Annotated in this window: 17 protein-coding genes, 1 tRNA gene and 3 pseudogenes; 13 read left to right on the top strand and 8 right to left on the bottom strand. The window is 63.4% G+C overall.

Annotated features, from left to right (window positions below):
• Positions 1-5: 5 nt before the first annotated feature.
• The 4 genes from C5F46_RS11765 to C5F46_RS11750 form a co-directional block, all read right to left on the bottom strand.
• A complete protein-coding gene (locus tag C5F46_RS11765) occupies positions 6-1,217 on the bottom strand; it encodes an NADP-dependent isocitrate dehydrogenase (protein ID WP_107325545.1) in 1,212 nt (403 codons plus the stop codon).
• 98 nt (positions 1,218-1,315) lie between these two features.
• Positions 1,316-1,894: an HD domain-containing protein gene (locus C5F46_RS11760; protein ID WP_107325544.1), complete on the bottom strand. Its 579-nt coding sequence runs from the start codon at positions 1,892-1,894 to the stop codon at positions 1,316-1,318.
• The gene (locus tag C5F46_RS11755; protein ID WP_107325543.1) at positions 1,891-2,154 is read right to left on the bottom strand and encodes a hypothetical protein; all 264 of its coding nucleotides are present in this window, start codon (positions 2,152-2,154) and stop codon (positions 1,891-1,893) included. Before C5F46_RS11755 ends, C5F46_RS11760 begins: the two co-directional genes overlap by 4 nt.
• Positions 2,155-2,158: 4 nt before the next feature.
• Positions 2,159-2,818: an alpha/beta hydrolase gene (locus tag C5F46_RS11750; protein WP_107325542.1), complete on the bottom strand. Its 660-nt coding sequence runs from the start codon at positions 2,816-2,818 to the stop codon at positions 2,159-2,161.
• A gap of 212 nt (positions 2,819-3,030) precedes the next feature.
• On the opposite strand from C5F46_RS11750, the gene iscR reads away from it, so the two are divergent.
• From iscR to C5F46_RS11690, 11 genes and pseudogenes are all read left to right on the top strand, one after another.
• Positions 3,031-3,489, top strand: a complete 459-nt coding sequence (gene iscR, locus C5F46_RS11745; RefSeq protein WP_107325541.1) for a Fe-S cluster assembly transcriptional regulator IscR — start codon at positions 3,031-3,033, stop codon at positions 3,487-3,489.
• A gap of 165 nt (positions 3,490-3,654) precedes the next feature.
• A complete protein-coding gene (locus C5F46_RS11740) occupies positions 3,655-4,701 on the top strand; it encodes a cysteine desulfurase family protein (RefSeq protein ID WP_107325540.1) in 1,047 nt (348 codons plus the stop codon).
• A gap of 38 nt (positions 4,702-4,739) precedes the next feature.
• The gene (sufB, locus tag C5F46_RS11735) at positions 4,740-6,254 is read left to right on the top strand and encodes a Fe-S cluster assembly protein SufB (protein ID WP_235820161.1); all 1,515 of its coding nucleotides are present in this window, start codon (positions 4,740-4,742) and stop codon (positions 6,252-6,254) included.
• The gene (locus C5F46_RS11730) at positions 6,254-7,132 is read left to right on the top strand and encodes an FkbM family methyltransferase (RefSeq protein ID WP_107325538.1); all 879 of its coding nucleotides are present in this window, start codon (positions 6,254-6,256) and stop codon (positions 7,130-7,132) included. Before sufB ends, C5F46_RS11730 begins: the two co-directional genes overlap by 1 nt.
• Position 7,133: 1 nt before the next feature.
• On the top strand, positions 7,134-8,027 hold the full coding sequence (locus C5F46_RS11725) for a component of SufBCD complex (RefSeq protein WP_107325537.1): 894 nt from the start codon (positions 7,134-7,136) through the stop codon (positions 8,025-8,027).
• 18 nt (positions 8,028-8,045) lie between these two features.
• Positions 8,046-8,801: a Fe-S cluster assembly ATPase SufC gene (gene sufC / locus C5F46_RS11720; RefSeq protein WP_107325536.1), complete on the top strand. Its 756-nt coding sequence runs from the start codon at positions 8,046-8,048 to the stop codon at positions 8,799-8,801.
• The gene (locus C5F46_RS11715) at positions 8,801-10,099 is read left to right on the top strand and encodes a SufB/SufD family protein (protein WP_107325535.1); all 1,299 of its coding nucleotides are present in this window, start codon (positions 8,801-8,803) and stop codon (positions 10,097-10,099) included. The genes sufC and C5F46_RS11715 overlap by 1 nt, the downstream gene beginning before the upstream one ends.
• The gene (locus C5F46_RS11710; protein WP_107325534.1) at positions 10,099-10,590 is read left to right on the top strand and encodes a YIP1 family protein; all 492 of its coding nucleotides are present in this window, start codon (positions 10,099-10,101) and stop codon (positions 10,588-10,590) included. The genes C5F46_RS11715 and C5F46_RS11710 overlap by 1 nt, the downstream gene beginning before the upstream one ends.
• On the top strand, positions 10,590-11,183 hold the full coding sequence (locus C5F46_RS11705) for a Yip1 family protein (protein WP_168796871.1): 594 nt from the start codon (positions 10,590-10,592) through the stop codon (positions 11,181-11,183). Before C5F46_RS11710 ends, C5F46_RS11705 begins: the two co-directional genes overlap by 1 nt.
• Positions 11,184-11,185: 2 nt before the next feature.
• A pseudogene (locus C5F46_RS11700) lies at positions 11,186-12,405 on the top strand (cysteine desulfurase).
• Between the two features lie 173 nt (positions 12,406-12,578).
• A tRNA-Arg gene (locus C5F46_RS11690) sits at positions 12,579-12,655 on the top strand.
• 51 nt (positions 12,656-12,706) lie between these two features.
• On the opposite strand, the gene C5F46_RS16450 is transcribed toward C5F46_RS11690, so the two are convergent.
• The gene (locus tag C5F46_RS16450; protein ID WP_146160227.1) at positions 12,707-12,955 is read right to left on the bottom strand and encodes a hypothetical protein; all 249 of its coding nucleotides are present in this window, start codon (positions 12,953-12,955) and stop codon (positions 12,707-12,709) included.
• A gap of 3 nt (positions 12,956-12,958) precedes the next feature.
• Positions 12,959-13,438, bottom strand: a complete 480-nt coding sequence (locus C5F46_RS11685; RefSeq protein WP_107325531.1) for a hypothetical protein — start codon at positions 13,436-13,438, stop codon at positions 12,959-12,961.
• A gap of 38 nt (positions 13,439-13,476) precedes the next feature.
• On the opposite strand from C5F46_RS11685, the gene C5F46_RS11680 reads away from it, so the two are divergent.
• Positions 13,477-13,851, top strand: coding sequence for a site-specific integrase (locus C5F46_RS11680; protein ID WP_107325530.1), 375 nt, complete (start codon positions 13,477-13,479; stop codon positions 13,849-13,851).
• On the opposite strand, the gene C5F46_RS16665 is transcribed toward C5F46_RS11680, so the two are convergent.
• Positions 13,838-13,990, bottom strand: coding sequence for a hypothetical protein (locus C5F46_RS16665; RefSeq protein ID WP_168796869.1), 153 nt, complete (start codon positions 13,988-13,990; stop codon positions 13,838-13,840). The genes C5F46_RS11680 and C5F46_RS16665 overlap by 14 nt on opposite strands.
• Here C5F46_RS16665 and C5F46_RS11675 point away from each other — a divergent pair.
• A pseudogene (locus C5F46_RS11675) lies at positions 13,936-15,012 on the top strand (UvrD-helicase domain-containing protein); the annotation flags it as partial. The gene C5F46_RS16665 and the pseudogene C5F46_RS11675 sit on opposite strands and share 55 nt — an antisense overlap.
• 69 nt (positions 15,013-15,081) lie before the next feature.
• On the opposite strand, the pseudogene C5F46_RS17290 reads toward C5F46_RS11675, so the two are convergent.
• Positions 15,082-15,381: pseudogene (locus C5F46_RS17290) on the bottom strand (hypothetical protein); the annotation flags it as partial.
• Positions 15,382-15,680: the final 299 nt, after the last annotated feature.

Below are 15,680 nucleotides of genomic sequence, written 5' to 3'. Positions count from 1 at the left end.
CCTCCTCAGCCCAGCGCCTTGTTCAGATATTGATCGACCTTTTCAAGATAGCCCATCGTGGTCAGCCATTTCTGGTCCGGCCCGACCAGCAGCGCCAGATCCTTTGTCATGTGGCCATCTTCCACCGCCTGCACCGTCACCCGCTCCAGCGTTGTGGCAAAGGTCATCAGCGCCTCGTTGCCATCAAGTTTCGCGCGGTGCTTCAGCCCCCCGGTCCAGGCGTAGATCGACGCGATCGAGTTCGTCGAGGTTTCCTTGCCCTTCTGATGCTCGCGGTAGTGGCGCGTCACCGTGCCATGCGCGGCCTCTGCCTCGACGGTCTTGCCATCGGGGGTCATCAGCACCGAGGTCATCAGGCCAAGGCTGCCAAAGCCCTGCGCCACGGTATCGGACTGCACGTCGCCATCGTAGTTCTTGCAGGCCCAGACGTAGCCACCCGACCATTTCAGCGCGCTGGCCACCATGTCGTCGATCAGCCGGTGTTCATAGTGAATGCCCGCGGCCTTGAACCTGTCTTCGAATTCCTCGGCATAGACCTTGGCGAACAGATCCTTGAAGCGACCGTCATAGGCCTTGAGGATCGTGTTCTTGGTGGACAGATACACCGGCCAGCCAAGGTTCAGCCCGTAGTTCAGCGAGGCGCGGGCAAAGTCGATGATGCTGTCATCAAGGTTATACATCCCCATCACGACGCCCGCCGAGGGCGCGTCGAACACATCGCGTTCGATCACCGTGCCATCCTCGCCCACGAATTTCAGCGTCAGCTTGCCCGGCCCCGGAAAGCGGAAATCGGTGGCGCGATACTGATCGCCATAGGCATGGCGGCCCACGACAATCGGCTGGGTCCAGCCCGGCACCAGACGCGGCACGTTCTTGCAGATGATCGGCTGGCGAAAGATCACGCCGCCCAGAATGTTGCGGATCGTGCCGTTGGGCGATTTCCACATCTGTTTCAGGCCGAATTCCTCGACCCGCGCCTCATCGGGGGTGATGGTGGCGCATTTCACGCCGACGCCGTGTTTCTGGATCGCCAGAGCGGCGTCGATGGTGATCTGGTCGTTGGTGCGATCGCGTTCCTCGATGCCCAGATCGTAATAGTGCAGGTCGATGTCGAGATAGGGCAGGATCAGCTTTTTCTTGATGAAATCCCAGATGATCCGGGTCATCTCGTCGCCGTCGAGTTCAACGACGGGGTTCGCTACCTTGATCTTCGACATGGCGCCTCGCAACAAAGGGATTCGGTTGCCGCTGTCTTAACGGAAATGTGCGGGCAGGGGAAGGGCGGTATGCGGTTGTATACCGGAAATTCCGCACCTCAGCCAAAGTAGGCGCGGGTCTTTTCCCTGACGAATGCCCAGATTTGTGGCGCGCCCTGCGCGACTTTTCGCCCCACCCGCGTCTCAAGCTGGTCGGCGGTCACCTGATATTCGGCCCATGTGCCGCCGCCGCAGGCCACATTCTGCATCACCGGTTGCACCCGGTCGATTGCCTTGGCAAAGACCGCATCCGCGGTTTCGGCGGCCTCGAACTCTTGCCACAGGGTGCGAAACTCGGTCGCCAGATCGGGCGGCAGCATGCCAAAGATGCGGTCTGCCGCCGCGGCCTCGGCGGCGGCCTGCGCCACCGGGTCGTGGCTGCCGTGAATCGGGTGGTCGCCCGCGTCGATCTCGACCAGATCGTGCAGGATCATCATTCGCAAAACCCGCCCGATATCAACGCCCTGCGGCGCATGATCGGCCAGAACCATGGCGTAAAGCGCCAGATGCCAGCTATGCTCGCCCGAGTTTTCGCGCCGCGACCCGTCGGCCAGCGTGGTGCCGCGCAGCACCTGTTTCAGCCGGTCAGCCTCCAGCAGAAAGGCGAATTGCGCCTCAAGCCTGGCGGCGGGGCTCAAAGGCCGCTCTCCGGTTCGGGCGGGGCGACGGGGGCGGCGGTGCCGGTTTCGGCAGCGCGCAGCGTGGCCTCCAGAAAGCGACGGCCGCGCTGTTCGGCCAGCCGCAGGCGGCACGCGGTCAGAAAGGCTTCCTGCAAAGAGGGTGACAGCGCACCGATGGCCTTGGCAACCTCCAGATACAGCCGGTCGTTGGACAGGTTGTCCATCGCCAGCAGGGTATCATCGGCCAGCGCCTCTGCCAGGTCGTCGATCAGCGCCATGGGGTTATCGCGTCCCTTCCGTCAGGCGGCGGCGGACATAGGTCTGAACCGAGTCGATCATCGGCTTCATATGCGCCTCGTCATCCTTGAAGAAATGGTCAGCGCCCTCGATCTGTTCATGCGTGATGGTGATGCCCTTTTGCTCGCGCAGCTTGCCCACCAGCGTAGCGGTGTCCTTGGGCGGCGCCACCCGGTCGGCGGTGCCGTTGATGATCAACCCCGACGAGGGGCAGGGCGCAAGAAAGCTGAAATCATACATGTTTGCGGGCGGCGCCACCGAGATGAAGCCGGTGATCTCGGGCCGCCGCATCAGCAGTTGCATCCCGATCCAGGCGCCAAAGCTGAACCCCGCAACCCAGCAATGCTTGGAATTGGGGTTCATCGCCTGCAGATAATCGAGCGCCGAGGCGGCATCCGACAACTCGCCGATGCCCTGGTCATATTCGCCCTGGCTGCGCCCGACACCGCGGAAGTTGAACCGCAGCACGGTGAACCCCATCCGGTGGAAGGCGTAATGCAGGTTGTAGACGACGCGGTTGTTCATCGTCCCGCCATATTGCGGATCGGGGTGCAGCACGATGGCGATCGGCGCATCCGGCGCGCCCTGCGGGTGGTAGCGGCCTTCAAGACGACCTTCGGGGCCGGGAAAGATGACTTCGGGCATGGGCCTCGCCTGTGGTTTGCGGGGCTGGCGGCAATCTTGACGATTTCGCTCAACTCCCCTAGATCGGGTGCAGATCGGATCGGGGCCAAGCCCGGTCACGCGGTCGCAGTTGAGTTAAGCGGCCTTCCGTGCCACGTCAATGCTCTGCTAAGAAATTAAGGCTTTCAGCCCGATGCCGGGCATGGCCCGCGGGGCCTGATCAGGAGGAGCACATGAAGCTATCGACCAAGGGGCGCTATGCGATGGTGGCGCTGGTGGATCTGGCGACGGTGCACGACGATCAGCTGACCTCGCTGGCCGCGATTTCCAAACGTCAGGACATTTCGCTACCCTATCTGGAACAGTTGTTCGTGCGGATGCGGCGGGCGGGGCTGGTGGCTTCGGTGCGCGGCCCCGGCGGCGGCTACCGGCTGGCGCGCGACCCGGCCGAAATCCGGATCAGCGAGATTTTCGAGGCGGTGGACGAAACCGTCAGCGCCCTGCACATTGGCGCGGGCGCCACGGGTGGCGTTTGCGGCAGCCGCGCGCAAAGTCTGGCGAACCGGCTGTGGGAAAGCCTTTCGGCGCAGGTCTATGTGTTCCTGCACCAGACCACGCTGGCGGATGTGGTGCATAACGCGTTGAAACCCTGCCCGGCGGTGCCGTCGCTGTTTGCCGTGGTTGACGAGTGAGGGGCCTTGCGCCCCCGCGATCGCCCCTGGCGCGCGGCGGAAGCCTCCGGCGGGGATATTTGTGCCAAGATGAACGGGCGGGTGCATGAGGCTTTGGCTGTTCATCTTGGTACAAATATCCCCCGCGGAGCGTTCCCCGGCCAATTCCGGGTGCAGGGGGCTGGCATGAGCGGGCGGGTCTATCTGGACTGGAACGCGACCGCGCCGCTGCGGGCCGAGGCGCGGGCGGCGATGGTCGCGGCGATGGATGTGGTGGGTAATCCGTCCTCGGTTCATGCCGAGGGGCGGGCGGCGCGGGCGGTGCTGGAGCGGGCGCGGGCCGATCTGGCGCGGGCTTTGGGGGCCGAGGGGGCGGATATCGTCTTTACCTCGGGTGCGACCGAGGCGGCGGCGCTGGCCTGCGCGGGGCGCGGTCTGGTGTGTGCCGAGGTCGAGCACGAGGCGGTGCTGGCCTGGTGTGACCCGGTGCTAAAAAGCGACCGCGCGGGGCGGGTGGCGGTGCCTGAACCGGGGCGGGCCGCCTTGCAACTGGCCAATTCGGAAACCGGGGTGATTCAGGCCCTGCCCGAGGGGCTGGCGGTCTCGGATCTGACGCAGGCCTTTGGCAAGTGGCCCTTCGCGTTCAACTGGCTGGGGATTACTGCCGGGATCGTGTCGGCGCACAAGCTGGGCGGGCCGAAGGGGGTGGGCGCGCTTGTCATTCGGCGCGGAACCGAGCTTGTTGCCCAAATCAAGGGCGGCGGGCAAGAGATGGGGCGCCGGGCCGGCACCGAAAACCTGATCGGCATTGCCGGGTTTGCCGCGGCGGCCAAGGCTGCCCAGGCCGACCTGGTGGCGGGGGTGTGGGATGAGGTTGCGGAACTTAGAAGTATTCTAGAAAAAGCTCTGGAAGCTGCGGGCGAAGATGTTATCTTTCCAGCAGCAGAGGCGGAGCGGCTGCCCAACACGCTTTGCCTGATTGCGCCGGGCTGGCGGGGCGAGACGCAGGTGATGCGGCTTGATCTTGCCGGGTTTGCGATCTCGGCGGGGTCGGCCTGTTCGTCGGGCAAGGTGCGCGCCAGCCGGGTGCTGCGGGCAATGGGATATGACGAGACGGCGGCGGGATGCGCGGTGCGCATTTCCATCGGGCCGGGGGTAGGGCGGGACGATCTGTTGCGCTTTGCCGAGGCCTGGGGCGCTGCCAGAAAGCGGCACCGGGAACGGGCCGCATGACCGGGCCGCAAGGCCCTGCGAACGGGAAAGAGACGAAAGTGGACAGCGATCTGGAAATCCGCGAGGGCGTCGACCGGGAAACCGTCGAGACCGTCCAGAACATGGGCAGCTACAAATACGGCTGGGACACCGAGATCGAGACCGAATATGCGCCGCTGGGCATCAACGAGGATATCGTTCGCCTGATCAGCGCCAAGAACGGCGAGCCGGAGTGGATGACCGACTGGCGGCTGGAGGCGTTCCGCCGCTGGCAGGGCATGCAGGAGCCGCGCTGGGCGATGCTGCATTACCCCGAGATCGACTATCAGAGCCTTTATTACTACGCGCAGCCGAAAAGCACCGTCGGCAAGCCCAAGACCCTGGACGAGGTCGACCCCAAGCTGCTGGCCACCTATGAAAAGCTGGGGATCCCGCTGAAGGAGCAGATGATCCTTGCCGGTGTCGAGGGCGCCGAGGCGGTGGCGGCCGATGCGCGCAAGGTGGCGGTGGATGCGGTGTTCGATTCGGTTTCGGTGGGCACCACGTTCCAGGCAGAACTGGCCAAGGCGGGGGTCATCTTCTGTTCGATCACCGAGGCGATCCACAATCACCCCGATCTGGTGAAGAAATATCTGGGCTCGGTCGTCCCGCAGTCGGACAATTTCTTTGCCACGCTGAATTCGGCCGTGTTTTCTGCGGGGTCGTTTGTCTACATCCCGCCCAACACCCGCTGCCCGATGGAGCTGAGCACCTATTTCCGCATCAATGCCGAAAACACCGGCCAGTTCGAGCGCACGCTGATCATCTGCGACAAGGGCAGCTATGTCAGCTACCTTGAGGGCTGCACCGCGCCCAAGCGCGATGTGGCGCAACTGCATGCGGCGGTGGTTGAAATCGTCGTGCTGGAGGATGCCGAGGTCAAATATTCGACCGTGCAGAACTGGTTCCCCGGCGACGAGGAGGGCCGCGGCGGCATCTACAACTTTGTCACCAAGCGCGCCGATTGCCGGGGCGACCGGTCCAAGGTGATGTGGACGCAGGTTGAAACCGGCAGTGCGATCACCTGGAAATACCCGTCCTGCATCCTGCGCGGCGAGGGCAGCCAGGGCGAGTTCTATTCGATCGCCATCGCCAACAACGCCCAGCAGGCCGATACCGGCACCAAGATGGTGCATCTGGGCCGCAACACCAAAAGCCGGATCGTGTCGAAAGGCATCAGCGCGGGGCGCGCGCAGAACACCTATCGCGGCCTTGTCAGCATGCACCCCAAGGCCAAGAACAGCCGCAACTATACCCAGTGCGACAGCCTTCTGATCGGCGACAAATGCGGGGCGCATACGGTGCCCTATATCGAGGTCAGGAACAATTCGAGCCGGGTCGAGCACGAGGCGACGACCTCAAAGGTCGATGATGACCAACTGTTCTATTGCCGCGCCCGCGGCATGGACGAGGAAGAGGCGGTGGCGCTGGTCGTCAACGGCTTCTGCCGCGAGGTGCTGCAAGCGCTGCCGATGGAATTTGCCATGGAGGCGCAGAGCCTGGTGGCGATCAGCCTTGAGGGGAGCGTGGGGTGATGTCCGACGCGGCATCGGCCCGGCTCGACCTGCTGCGCGCGGCAAGGCCAGACGCCTTGCCGATCGAGGTTGTCGATGTGGGCGCGAACCCGATCACGGGCGATCCGCCCTATCTGGCGCTTCTGCGCGCGGGCGATGTGCGTGTGCTGGGGTTCGAGCCGCAGCCGGATGCGCTTGCCCGACTGATGGCTGCCAAGTCAGAGAGAGAAACTTATCTGCCCATGGCGCTCGGGGCCGGGGAGGTGGAGACGCTTCACATCTGTGCCAACTCGGGGTTCACCTCGATATTCCCGCCGCACGAGGCGAATGCGCGACTTCTGGGCTTTCAGCGGGGGATGCGTGTGCGCGAAAAGGTTCAGGTTCAGACAGCGCGGCTGGACGACCTTTCCGAAGTGGGCCGGATCGACTTTTTCAAGATCGACGTGCAGGGAGCCGAACTGTCGATCATCGCCAACGGTCGGCAGAGACTGTCTACGGCGGTGCTGGTCCAGACCGAACTGCGCTTTCTGCCGATCTATCAAGGCGAGCCGTCTCTTGGTGAACTCGACGCGGAGCTTCGGTTGCAGGGCTTTCAGCTTTACGACTTCGCCTTCTTGAAGCACGCGGCGCTGCGCTCGGGGAGCGGCCGTCTTCTCAGGCGGCGCCAGCACCGTCAGTTGGTCGATGGGGATGCCTTCTACATCCGCGACCTGACCGCAATCGACCAGACCGATGCCGCGCAGGTGCTGCGGTTGGCAATTCTCGCCGAGGGCGTTATGAACGATCCTGCGTTGGTTCTGTTCTGTCTTGATGCGCTTGTGCGACGCGGGGCCGTGCGGCCCGACATCGTGCCTGACTATGTCGCGCTGTTGCCCGCCAATTCGATCAGGGCGGCCTGACATGACCACAATCGCCGCCATCCGCACACATCACTGGGGCGAGGATGCCCAGCGGGTCTATGATCAGTTGCGCCCGGTCTTTGGTGACAACCTTGTGACGGTGTTTCACAACCGGCCCGAGGGGTTGGAGCTGCCTCTGCCTGTGGTCGATATCGACGACGCCTGGGTTGCCGCCAACGGTCTGCGGGTGCTGCCCGACTGGGGCTGGCGGTGCGGGGATTATTTCCTTTACGCGCTCCGGCAGGCAATTCCGGCTGCTGACCACTACTGGCTGATCGAGCCGGATGTGTTTTTCACCGGTCCCGTGGCCGATCTCTTTGCCAAGGTGGCGGGGCGCGGCGAAGACCTGCTTGGGGTGCGGATCGAGCCGATGGAGGCTGGCCATCGCTTTGGCCGCGGGATGCCGGGGGTGCCGCTGTGGCGGGCGATCTTTGCGCTGACGCGATTCTCCGGGCGGGCCGCCGACCGGCTGTTTGCGGCGCGGCAGGTCTATCGTGACAGCAAGTTGGAGCTTCGGTTCTACACCAATGACGAAACCTTCTGCTTTTCGACCGCGCTGGCCGATGCCACGCTGAGCCATGCCAATCTGTGCGACATTGCGCCCGAATGGTTTGCGCAAGAGACGATGCGCACCGACCCCGATGTGCTGCTGGATACGCTGATCGCGCAAACCGCGCCCGGCGCCCATCATCCGGTGCGCGCGCGCGCCTCGTTCAAGCGCGGTCTGGTTGATCGCTTGACCGACAACACCGGCTATCTGAAACGGATGTCTGCCTCGCTGGGCTGCCTTTCGCCCGAAGACATCGACGATATCGCCGCAGAGGTTGCGCGACGAAGTCGCGAGACGCTGATGCACCACCGGCCGCGCGCCAAAGGCGCCGTCCCCCCGAAATGACCGAGATGGAAAAGACAAATGCTTGAGATCAAGAATCTGCATGTGAAGCTGGAAGAAGAGGACAAGGTGATCCTCAAAGGGGTGAACCTGACGATCGAACCCGGCACGGTTCATGCGATCATGGGGCCGAACGGGTCGGGTAAATCGACCATGTCCTATGTGCTGTCGGGCCGTGATGGTTATGAGGTCACGGCGGGTTCGGCCACGCTGGACGGGGCCGATCTGCTGGCGATGGCGCCTGAAGAGCGCGCGGCGGCGGGGCTGTTTCTGGCGTTCCAGTATCCGGTCGAAATTCCGGGTGTGGGCAACATGACCTTCCTGCGCACCGCGGTGAATTCGCAGCGCAAGGCGCGCGGCGAACCCGAGATTTCGGCGGGCGATTTCCTGAAGCTGGTGCGTGAAAAGGCGAAAACGCTGAAGATCGACGCCGACATGCTGAAGCGTCCGGTCAACGTCGGCTTCTCGGGCGGCGAAAAGAAGCGCAACGAGATCCTCCAGATGGCGATGCTGGAGCCGAAGATGTGCATTCTGGATGAAACCGACTCGGGCCTTGATGTCGATGCGATGAAGCTGGTGTCGGATGGCGTGAACGCGTTGCGCGACGCGGGCCGCAGCTTTCTGGTTATCACGCATTATCAACGGCTTCTGGACCATATCAAACCCGATGTGGTGCACATCATGGCCGACGGCCGGATCATCAAGACCGGCGGGCCGGAGCTGGCGCTTGAGGTCGAGAAGAACGGCTATGCCGACATTCTGGCGGAGGTGCTGTAATGGCGGCGGTGGCTCAGGCCAGGCAGACGGCGCTGGCGGCGCGGCTGGCGGCGCTGGCGCTGCCCGAGGGTGGTGTGACGCGCGCGGCGCGGGCTGCGGCCTTGGCGCGGGTGCAAGCGATGGGGCTGCCCACGCGGCGCGATGAATACTGGCGCTACACCGACCCGTCCAGCCTGACCGCGCCCGCCGCGGCCCCGGCGGCGCTGTTTGATGCCCAGGACGAGGCCCCGATCTTTGCCGCGCTTGACCGGCTGACACTGGTCTTTGTCGATGGCATCTTCGACCCCGAAGCCTCTGATCCGCTGGAACTTTCCGGGGTCGAGATCGCGCGACTGGCCGAGGCTGACCGTGCCGATCTGCATTGGGCGCAGGGTCTTTATGGTGTGCTGGAGGCGGCCGGGCAAAACCCGGTGGCACGCCCGCTGGCGGCGTTGAACACCGCGGCGGCGACCGATGGCGCGCTGATCCGGGTGACGGCGGCTGCGGCCCGGCCGGTGCATCTGGTTTATGAACATAAATCAAAAACTTCTGATGTGATCTTGCACCACTGCGTGAAGATTGAGCCGGGCGCCGACCTGACCCTGCTGGAAACCGGCCCGGCGGGCGCGCGGTTCAACAAGGTGATGGAGGTTGATGTGGCGGCGGGCGGGCGGTTCCACCATGTCCGCGTTCAGGGCCGCGACCATGATCGCCGCGCCGCGACCCATATCTTTGCCCGGCTGGCGGCCGGGGCGCTGTTCAAAAGCTTTACCCTGACCGCCAACGGCGTGCTGACCCGCAACGAGGCAGTGATCGACATCGCAGGCGACGATGCGGTGGCCCATGTGGCCGGCGCGGCCTTGGGCGATGGGTCGGTCGGGCCGTTCCTGCATGACGATACCGTCTTCATAACCCACGGCGCCGAGCGCGGCGAAAGCCGTCAGGTGTTCAAGAAGGTGTTGAAACACGGCGCAACGGGGGTGTTTCAGGGCAAGATTCTGGTCACGCCCGGCGCACAGAAAACCGACGGCTACCAGATCAGCCAGTCGCTGCTGCTGGATGACGACTGTCAGTTTCTGGCCAAGCCGGAGCTGGAGATCTATGCCGATGACGTGAAATGTTCGCACGGGTCCACCACCGGGGCGCTGGATGATACGGCGCTGTTCTATCTGCGCTCGCGCGGGGTGGCGCATGACGAGGCGGTGGGCCTTTTGGTGCTGTCGTTTCTGGCCGATGCCATCGCCGAGATCGAGAATGAGACGATTCAGGCCGAGATCGTGGCGCTGCTGGAGGGCTGGCTTGCCCGGCATCGCGGCTGATGCGGGGTATCGTTCCCAAAATATTCGCGGCCTGGCGTCGCCCGCGGCAGGTGATGCGCGCCATTCTGGCCGATGGGCAGCGCGAGGATCGGGCCTTGGCCACGCTGCTGGGCGCGGCGACCATCCTGTTTATCGCGCAATGGCCCCGGCTGTCGCGCGAGGCGCATCTGAACCCCGAGGTTCCGCTTGAGGCGACGATGGCGATCACGCTGTTTGCGCTGTTGTTTCTGGCGCCCTTGTTGTTTTACACGCTGGCTGCGGCCAGTCATCTGGTGGCGCGAGCCTTTGGCGGGCGCGGCCGATTTTATGGCGCGCGGATGGCGCTGTTCTGGTCGCTGCTGGCAACGGCGCCCTGGGTTCTGTTTCAGGGGCTGATCGCGGGCTTTGTCGGCCCCGGCGCGGCCTTGAGCGTGGTTTCGCTGGCGGTCTTTGCCGCCTTTGCTGTGCAATGGGGCGCCTGCCTGCGGGTCGCCGAATTCGAGGACATGTGATGGATCTGCGGCTGGGTGATCTGATGACACTGGCGCGCGACACCGTGCTGACCCCGCGCGAAGGGGTGGCGCGGCTGTTGGGCCTCAATCTGCCGCTGGAGGCGCGCTGGCTGGCGATGGGGGCGGTGGTGTCGCTTTCAGCGGTGATGGCCTATCTGGCCAATATCCTGTTCCCTCTGCCGGTGGAAACGCCCTGGGCGCCGATCACCTCATCGCCGCTGCGCATGGTCGTGACACAGGCGGCGGGCGTGCTGTTTGTGGCTGGGGCCATGACGCATGTCGGTCGCGTCTTTGGCGGGCGTGGCAGCTTTGCCGATGCGCTGTTGCTGGCGGTCTGGATGGAATTCGTGCTGTTGCTGGTGCAGTTGGTGCAGGTCGTGCTGATGGCGATCTATCCGCTGACCGCCACCTTCATGGGCTTTTTCGCACTGATCCTGTTTTTCTACATGCTGACCCATTTCACGGCGGCCTTGCATGGGTTCACCAGCCTGATCGGGGTGTTTGTGGGCGTGATCGGCACCTTGATCGGCGGTGCGCTGATCTTGACCTTTGTTCTGGGAATTCTGGGTGTTACGCCCCCCGCGGGGAACTGAGCATGTATGATGTTGCACAAGTGCGGCCGATTTTCCGATCCTGTCGCGGCAGGTTAACGGGCGCCCGCTGGTCTATCTCGACAATGGCGCCTCGGCGCAAAAGCCGCGGGCAGTGATCGAGGCGGTGACGCGCGGTTATGCCGAAGAATATGCCAATGTTCATCGTGGCTTGCACTATCTTTCAAACCTTGCGACCGAAAAGTATGAGGCCGTGCGCGGCACCATCGCGCGGTTTCTGGGCGCCGCGTCGGAAGACGAGATCGTCTTTACCTCGGGCGCAACCGAAGGGATCAACCTTGTCTCCTACGCCTGGGCCGCGCCGCGGATGCAGCCGGGTGACGAGATCGTTCTGAGCGTGATGGAGCATCACGCCAATATCGTGCCGTGGCATTTCCTGCGCGAACGGCAGGGCGTGATTCTGAAATGGGTCGAACCCGAACCCGATGGCAGCCTTGACCCAGAACGGGTGCTGGCGGCGATAGGGCTGCGCACGCGTTTGGTGGCCGTTACCCAGATGTCGAACGTCCTGGGCACCCGCGTTGATGTGGCGACGATTTGCGCGGGTGCGCGGGCGCGCGGCGTGCCGGTGCTGGTGGACGGGTCGCAGGCCGCCGTTCATGCGCCGGTGAACGTGGCCGAAATCGGCTGTGACTTTTACGTCATTACAGGCCATAAGCTATATGGGCCAAGCGGTTCCGGAGCGATCTTCATACGGTCCGAGCGGCAGGCCGAGATGCGCCCTTTCCTCGGCGGCGGCGACATGATCCGCGAAGTTACGCGCGAGGCCGTCAGCTATGCCGACCCTCCGTTGCGGTTCGAGGCGGGCACCCCCGGCATCATCCAGCAGATCGGGCTGGGGGTTGCGCTTGACTATCTGATGGGGCTGGGGATGGCGAACGTGGCCGCGCATGAGGCGCGTCTGCGCGACTATGCGCAGGCCCGCCTGGCCGGTCTGAACTGGCTTAACGTGCAGGGCAATGCGCCGGGCAAGGGGGCGATCTTTTCCTTCACCCTGTCGGGCGGCGCGCATCCGCACGATATTTCCACCGTGCTGGACAAGCGCGGCATCGCCGTGCGCGCGGGTAGCCATTGCGCCATGCCCCTGATGCAGCACCTTGGCCTGACCGCCACGGCGCGCGCCTCGTTCGGGCTTTACAACACTACAGACGAGGTCGATGCGCTGGTCGATGCGCTGGAGTTCTGCCACGAGCTTTTCGGCTGAAACCCGTTGCAGCCCTCGGCGCGAGCCGGTATAGGAGCGGCACTGCGCACCCGTAGCTCAGCTGGATAGAGCGCTGCCCTCCGAAGGCAGGGGGCGAAGGCGGCGGGGGCCTGTAAAACAAGGACGGAAAGACGAAGACGCGAGACTCCGCACAGAAACTCGCACAGAAATACGGTCCCATAGCTCAGCTGGATAGAGCGCTACCCTCCGAAGGTAGAGGCCGCACGTTCGAATCGTGCTGGGACCGCCACCACCTTTCCAAAGCAAAACGCCGCCCCGTGGGGCGGCGTTTGCGTTTGGGTTATGGGCGGTAGTCTTCGCCGTAGATGGACTTGAATCGCCGCTCGGAGATGTATTCGAGCAAGGCCTTGTCGACCTCCTTTTGAACCAAGGCTTCCAACTCATCGCGCGTCAGTGTGATGGTGTCCCATTTCGACATAGGCGGCGGCTGCGGCGGCAGCTTGGCGTCCGGGCTTGGGGTGTGTCCGCGCTTCGGGGGTGGCGGCTGCACGGGCCGCGTGTTGCTGGTTGGTCTTCCTCCTCCGCGCATGGCTCAGCCCTCCTTGTTCATGTGCAGGATGTCGCGCTGGAAGTCGGCCAGGAAAGCGCGCGACACCTTGATGGTGTCCGGGTGACGCTTCTGGTTCTCCATCAGCAGGCGCCATGCCTGGTTGCGGCCCTGGTAGAAGCCGCGCAGCTCGGCCGCTTCCAGGTCTGCGTCGCGTCCAGCCTCGCGGATGATGTCGCCAATAGGCACGCCCGCATCCCGCCTGCGCTTGGCTTCCTCTACCCAGGCGCGCCCTTTCAGGCGCTTGGGGGCAAGCTGCCACGAACCTCCGCCTCCGGTTTGGGTTCCAGACGCAACGCCCATGGCAACGCCTGCGCCTCCGCCGCCGGCCTCTGCGCAATACGCGCCAACGCTGCGGGCCACGTCATTGCCCGCGTCGCGTGCCTCCTGGTAAGCCGCGCGCTGCATGCCGGCAAATTCTGACACCTTCGTCACGAGTCCGTCGATGACCACGGTAAGGCGCACCCAAACCCGACTGGCTGAAGCGCGGCGAATTCGCCCGGTTGCTGTGGGCCCTGTGGCGCCAGAAGCGCAGCAAGCACGCCGCACGCTTGGCCCTGTGCCAGTTCTACACGGGCTCGCGGCCTCGCACCGTGGCACGCACAACGTGGGACCGCAGGGACGACGGCCCCTGGGTCGACCTGGAACAGGGGATCTGGTGGCGGGCGGGCGAGAACGAGCTTGAAACCGTCAAGGCCCGCCGGCCGCATGCCATCCCGGACCGCCTGGCCGCGCACCTGCGGCGGTGGAAGCGTGTGCACGGCGGCAAATACATCGCCGAGACCGCGCGCGACCCTGGGCAACCGATCTGGGACATCGGCAAAGCCTTGGAGGGCGCGGCGAAGCGGGCAGGGGTGAAACGCATCACCCCGGCGTGACGACACCAAGGCGCTTGATGCGCTTGTAGAACGGGCTGGTCTGCAAGCCATCCAACGCCACCGCGATGTTGTGGCAGGTCTTAAATGGGCTGCGCGCGTTCGAAAGGTCTTCAAGCTCGTAGACCAGGCTTCGGCTCACCTTCGTCTGGGCGAGGTTACCAGAAGCGGTATTCCGACCTGATCCGGCGGATTCTTCGGCAGCTGGTCGCGACTGACAAAAAGATTGCGAACGTGGTGATCGATTGGTTCACTCAATTCCCCATCGAATGCGGCAGCGAATGGGACTACGATACCAAGCACGCTTGGTATACCCATGTCGAAAGCCTCAATCTTCGAACGCTTCAAGGCGAAAAGGTTCGCAGCTACGAAGAATTTCTGATCGCTAACTGGCTGTATCGAAACGGTATCGATTATGAGTACGAGCCGCAGTACGAGCACCGCCTGCCAGATTCGGGACGGAGAGGTTATACTCCAGACTTTCGCCTGACTGAGAGCGGCATCTACCTTGAACACTTCGGTGTCAGAAAAGCCAAATCACCAATCGGCTTTGGAGAGATGCTTGTCACCGCGCCGTTTGTCGACCGCAAAGAATACCTGGCGTCGATGGACTGGAAGCGAAAAGTCCATGCCAGTTTTGAAACCAAACTCATCGAAACCTATAGCTATGAACGCCAAGAAGGACGCCTTCTCGACGCGCTGGCCGAAAAGCTTGGTCCGCATGTGACGATGCGACCGCGACCGATTGAGTCGATCTATGATCGTGTTGTCGAGCTGGGGCATGTCGATAGCTTCACGCAACTTCTTGGCACCTTCCTGCTTCAGTTCAAGGGCGGCAGCTATACTCTAGGAGCGTGCCGATCAAAGGCGGACAAGCTCAAAATGGGCGAGCGCGGCAGAGCGTTTCTAGCGGTCTTTGAGCCGGTGCTCCGCAAGTATCAGAATGAATTGGGCGAGAGGATCGACTTCGAGGACATGGTTCTTCGGGCCGCCGGATATGTTGAGAGTCGGGCTTATCAGAGCCCGTTCCGGCATATCCTTGTCGACGAGTTCCAGGACATCTCGCAAGATCGGGCGCGCCTTGTCGGTGCCTTGAAGGCCCAGCATGGGGATGCGCGGATTTTCGCGGTTGGGGATGATTGGCAGTCGATCTACCGCTTCGCCGGTGCGGATAACCGTTGCGAAGATCTGCGCCTGAACAGAAAGGTCGGCTCCGACGAAGATGGACACGTTGATGTCGAAGGGCTTGCCGCCGATGTCGTATTCGCCCGTCTTCTCGTCGAGAAACCCTGCCAGGCGGTGCTGACCGTCGAGCACTTTGGCGATGCGCTGGAACGGGATTTCTACGTCGCCCTCTTCCTGCGGAAGGTAGGGGCGCAAGGTCATCATGCGTGTGTCAGGGTCGTAGTCGACGCACCTCTCTTCGATTGCGACGATGACGGCTGTGGGGAAAGTAGGGTCAAGACGTAGTTTCTGGCGTAGAAATCCAGTCCATGGAACCGATACAGAGCGTGGTTTCCCTACGGCGCACATATCGGCTATATGCAGATCAACCAGGTCACCGAAACTGTGCAGGCGGGCCACGGACGATCGGTTGGGCGGCAGCCCCTGAACGACCAGGGTCTCGGCTTGGCGCGCCCATTTCTGGGCGTCGTCACGGCGTGAGGGGCGTCTCGCTCGCGTAGCGGCCCTTCCGTCTGACTTGGACCCGGTAAGCACCGGAGGGAAGCTTGGTGATGGAGGCCATTTTCGTGTGCGCTATGTGTGCAATGAGTCGTCGAAACAGGGGATATTGGGGGCTATCGGGGCGTAGTCTGGCGTGGACACCGCTC

It is taken from the genome of Phaeovulum veldkampii DSM 11550, from assembly GCF_003034995.1.
GTDB lineage: Bacteria > Pseudomonadota > Alphaproteobacteria > Rhodobacterales > Rhodobacteraceae > Phaeovulum > Phaeovulum veldkampii.
The sequence above is the reverse complement of the archived record's forward strand: the minus strand, read 5'-3'. Positions and strand labels throughout refer to the sequence as shown.

Coding starts and splice junctions, on each gene's coding strand:
- C5F46_RS16450 (WP_146160227.1), bottom strand. CDS start 12,955: ATGCGCGGAGGAGGAAGACCAACCAGCAACACGCGGCCCGTGCAGCCG.
- sufC (WP_107325536.1), top strand. CDS start 8,046: ATGCTTGAGATCAAGAATCTGCATGTGAAGCTGGAAGAAGAGGACAAG.
- C5F46_RS11765 (WP_107325545.1), bottom strand. CDS start 1,217: ATGTCGAAGATCAAGGTAGCGAACCCCGTCGTTGAACTCGACGGCGAC.
- C5F46_RS11740 (WP_107325540.1), top strand. CDS start 3,655: ATGAGCGGGCGGGTCTATCTGGACTGGAACGCGACCGCGCCGCTGCGG.
- C5F46_RS11755 (WP_107325543.1), bottom strand. CDS start 2,154: ATGGCGCTGATCGACGACCTGGCAGAGGCGCTGGCCGATGATACCCTG.
- C5F46_RS11715 (WP_107325535.1), top strand. CDS start 8,801: ATGGCGGCGGTGGCTCAGGCCAGGCAGACGGCGCTGGCGGCGCGGCTG.
- C5F46_RS11730 (WP_107325538.1), top strand. CDS start 6,254: ATGTCCGACGCGGCATCGGCCCGGCTCGACCTGCTGCGCGCGGCAAGG.
- C5F46_RS11710 (WP_107325534.1), top strand. CDS start 10,099: ATGCGGGGTATCGTTCCCAAAATATTCGCGGCCTGGCGTCGCCCGCGG.
- C5F46_RS11705 (WP_168796871.1), top strand. CDS start 10,590: ATGGATCTGCGGCTGGGTGATCTGATGACACTGGCGCGCGACACCGTG.
- iscR (WP_107325541.1), top strand. CDS start 3,031: ATGAAGCTATCGACCAAGGGGCGCTATGCGATGGTGGCGCTGGTGGAT.
- C5F46_RS11725 (WP_107325537.1), top strand. CDS start 7,134: ATGACCACAATCGCCGCCATCCGCACACATCACTGGGGCGAGGATGCC.
- C5F46_RS11750 (WP_107325542.1), bottom strand. CDS start 2,818: ATGCCCGAAGTCATCTTTCCCGGCCCCGAAGGTCGTCTTGAAGGCCGC.